This window comes from Streptomyces sp. NPDC104831 (assembly GCF_055583025.1).
Window position 1 is genome coordinate 1 of the sequence record NZ_JBVJOT010000134.1, and the last position, 3,554, is coordinate 3,554.

Genomic DNA, 3,554 nt, shown 5'->3' on the forward strand with positions numbered 1-3,554 from the left:
AGAAGACCCGGAGTGCCGGCTCCTCTAGCCCTCACCCCCTCCCTCCGCACACCCCCCCCCCCCCCCCCCCCCCTCCCCCCCCCCCCCCCCCACCCCCCCCCCCCCCCCCCCCCCCGGGGCGCTCGCTCAGACGGAGGTCCGCTCCACCGGGATCCACAGCTCGGCGTCCGCCGTCTGGTCCCGCACCGGGCCGACGCGCAGTATCTCGGGGCCCGGCCGGCTGCGGTACGGATTGGACGGGAACCACTGGGTGAACACGTCCCGCCACAGGTGCTGGAGCGCCTCGGGGAACGGGCCGGAGCTCTCGAAGACGGCCCACGTGCCCGCCGGAACGGGGAGGACGTCCATGTCCCCGGGGGCTTCGGCGCCGGTCACCGCCGCGTGGTAGTAGTCCAGCTCGGTCCCCTCGGCCCGGCTCGGGTCGAGCCGGTCGCTCACCGCGACGATCCCCTCCGGCGCCTGGTCGGACAGCGCCGCGACGCGCCCGAGCGTCTCCGGGTCGATGCCCCGGACGAAGTCGGCGATCGCCTGGTTGACCCCCGTGTGGACGAGCGGGACGCGGGCCTTCCTGCCGACCACCCGGAATGCCTCCTTCTCGGTGATCCTGTATCGCATGCTGCTGCTCCCTTCGACGATGAGGCGGAAGGACATCCGGGGCTGGGAACGCAGGGCCGCACCGGTCCGCCGGGCCTCCCCCGGCCCCACGCCGTGGACGGCGCGGAACGCGCGGGCGAACGCCTCCCCCGAGCCGTAGCCGTAGCGCGTCGCGACATCGAGCAGCGTCCGCTCGCCGGCGAGCACCTCGGCGCCCGCCACGGTCAGCCGCCTGCGCCGGATGTACTCCGACAGCGGGACGCCGGCCAGCGCGGAGAACAGCCGGCGGAAGTGGTACTCCGACGTCATCGCGATGCGTGCCAGCTCGGCCGCCTCGATCGGCTGGTCGAGGTGCGACTCGATGTGTTCCATGGCCTGGTTGAGCTTCTCCAGCACCCGGGCCTCCTTCCCTTTCGCCCACTCACGCTAGGAGGGCACCACCCTGCCGGACCCGACTTCCCGTGCCCGGTGCGGTCGGGTGCGGCGGCGGGGAACCCGGGCCCCCTGTCGCCGCGTTGGGCCCAACGGGTTGACAATTGGTCATCTCATCACCCGAACGGACCCCCCTGGCGGGCGCCATCTCATATCTGAGATAGCCTCAAGGTCATGTCAGACGACTACCTCGTACGCATCGGCAAGCTCATCCGTGACGCCCGGCAGCACCGGGGCTGGACGCAGGCGCAGCTCGCGGAGGCGCTCGGCACCAGCCAGAGCGCGGTGAACCGCATCGAGCGCGGCAACCAGAACATCAGCCTTGAGATGATCGCCCGAATCGGTGAAGCCCTGGACAGCGAGATCGTGTCCCTGGGCTACGCGGGTCCGATGCATCTGCGCGTGGTCGGCGGCCGCCGTCTGTCCGGCGCCATCGACGTCAAGACCAGCAAGAACGCGTGCGTGGCCCTGCTGTGCGCGACGCTGCTGAACAAGGGCCGCACGGTGCTGCGCCGGGTGGCGCGCATCGAGGAGGTGTACCGCCTGCTGGAGGTGCTGAACTCCATCGGCGTCCGCACCCGCTGGATCAACGACGGCGTGGACCTGGAGATCGTGCCGCCCGCGGAGCTGGAGATGGCGGCGATCGACGCGGAGGCCGCCGTGCGCACCCGCTCGATCATCATGTTCCTCGGTCCGCTGCTGCACCGCATGGACCGCTTCAAGCTGCCGTACGCCGGCGGCTGCGACCTGGGCACGCGGACCATCGAGCCGCACATGATCGCGCTGCGCCGGTTCGGTCTGGACATCGCGGCCACCGAGGGCCAGTACCACGCCCAGGTGGACCGCTCGGTCCGCCCCGACCGGCCGATCGTGCTGACCGAGCGCGGCGACACCGTGACCGAGAACGCGCTGCTGGCCGCCGCCCGCCACGACGGTGTCACGGTCATCCGCAACGCCTCCTCCAACTACATGGTCCAGGACCTGTGCTTCTTCCTGGAGGCGCTGGGCGTGAAGGTGGAGGGCATCGGCACCACCACGCTCACCGTGCACGGCGTGCCGACCATCGACGTCGACGTCGACTACTCGCCCTCCGAGGACCCGGTCGAGGCGATGAGCCTGCTGGCCGCCGCCGTGGTCACCGAGTCGGAGCTGACGGTGCGCCGGGTCCCGATCGAGTTCCTGGAGATCGAGCTGGCGGTCCTGGAGGAGATGGGCCTCGACCACGACCGCAGCCCCGAGTACTGCGCCGACAACGGCCGTACGCGCCTGGTCGACCTCACGGTCCGCCCCTCCAAGCTGGAGGCGCCGATCGACAAGATCCACCCCATGCCCTTCCCCGGCCTGAACATCGACAACGTCCCGTTCTTCGCGGCCATCGCGGCCACCGCGCAGGGCAAGACCCTCATCCACGACTGGGTCTACGACAACCGCGCCATCTATCTGACCGACCTCAACCGCCTCGGCGGCCGGCTCCAGTTGCTGGACCCGCACCGGGTCCTGGTCGAGGGCCCGACCCGCTGGCGCGCCGCCGAGATGATGTGCCCGCCGGCCCTGCGCCCGGCGGTGGTCGTCCTGCTGGCGATGATGGCGGCGGAGGGCACGTCGGTGCTCCGCAACGTCTACGTCATCAACCGCGGCTACGAGGACCTGGCGGAACGCCTGAACTCGGTCGGGGCGCAGATCGAGATCTTCCGGGACATCTGAGACGCGTACGCCGCCGCATGCCGCCCTGCCCCGTGAGGAAACGGATCAGGGCGGGCGGGGCGGCGGCAGTTCCGGGGGCGCCCCCGGCACTGTGCACCGCCGGTGAAACGGGCCCGCCGGACTCCGACCGGTCACCGGACTCCGCCTCGCCGCGGGCGAACAGGGCGGTTCGGCCCCGGTCGTCATGGCCGGGCTGGCCGCTCGAGGGGCCCTGGGCCGGCAATCACGCGCGCAGGTGGTGGCTCACGTCGCCCGTCAGGCGGATGTGCACGCGGCGTTCCGCGAACCGCCACCGGCCGTCGTGACGCTCGAAGCGGTCGTGGTAGCGGCCCGCCGCGATGGGCCGCAGCGGCAGGCCGGGCAGGGCCTGGAAGACGGTGACGTAGGAACGCGCCGTGGCGGTGCCCGCCTCCTCGTCGACCTCGACGGCGATGTTCGTCGTGGCGTGGTGGGTACGCGGCGTGCCGTCCTCGTAGAGGATCACGGTGTCCCTGAGCAGCCTCTCGACGGCCGCGCCGCCCTCGGCCGGCGCACCGCTGCCGAGGAACACGGCATCGGCGAACAACGCGCCCACCCCGGCGAAGTCACCGTCGTCCACCAGTTGCGCGTACTCGGCGATCAGGTTGACCACGGCGTTCGTGTCAGCGACCGGGTTCATGACACGCGAGGGTAGGGGACGGGAGCCGGCACGGCGAGTGCCGGACGGGGCGGGGGCGTGGGCGGCGTGGGGGAGGTGGTCCCCGCCGGACACAACCCCCGGGTCCGGGGGGTTTGCGGGGCGGGGTCAGAAAGTCCCCTCCCCACAAACGTCGAACACATTTTCC

Annotated in this window: 3 protein-coding genes; 1 reads left to right on the forward strand and 2 read right to left on the reverse strand. The window is 71.8% G+C overall.

Annotation, left to right across the window (positions count from 1 at the left end; genetic code table 11):
- Nucleotides 1-126: 126 nt before the first annotated feature.
- Nucleotides 127-990 carry a GyrI-like domain-containing protein gene (locus ACZ63H_RS38500; RefSeq protein ID WP_469873105.1) on the reverse strand — a complete coding sequence of 288 codons (864 nt, stop codon included), beginning with the start codon at nt 988-990 and terminating at the stop codon, nt 127-129.
- A gap of 210 nt (nt 991-1,200) precedes the next feature.
- Between ACZ63H_RS38500 and ACZ63H_RS38505 the strand changes: the two genes are divergently transcribed.
- Nucleotides 1,201-2,730 carry a helix-turn-helix domain-containing protein gene (locus tag ACZ63H_RS38505; protein ID WP_469873106.1) on the forward strand — a complete coding sequence of 510 codons (1,530 nt, stop codon included), beginning with the start codon at nt 1,201-1,203 and terminating at the stop codon, nt 2,728-2,730.
- 223 nt (nt 2,731-2,953) lie between these two features.
- Here the strand turns inward: ACZ63H_RS38505 and ACZ63H_RS38510 are convergent, their stop codons facing one another.
- The gene (locus ACZ63H_RS38510; protein ID WP_469873107.1) at nt 2,954-3,388 is read right to left on the reverse strand and encodes a nuclear transport factor 2 family protein; all 435 of its coding nucleotides are present in this window, start codon (nt 3,386-3,388) and stop codon (nt 2,954-2,956) included.
- Nucleotides 3,389-3,554: the final 166 nt, after the last annotated feature.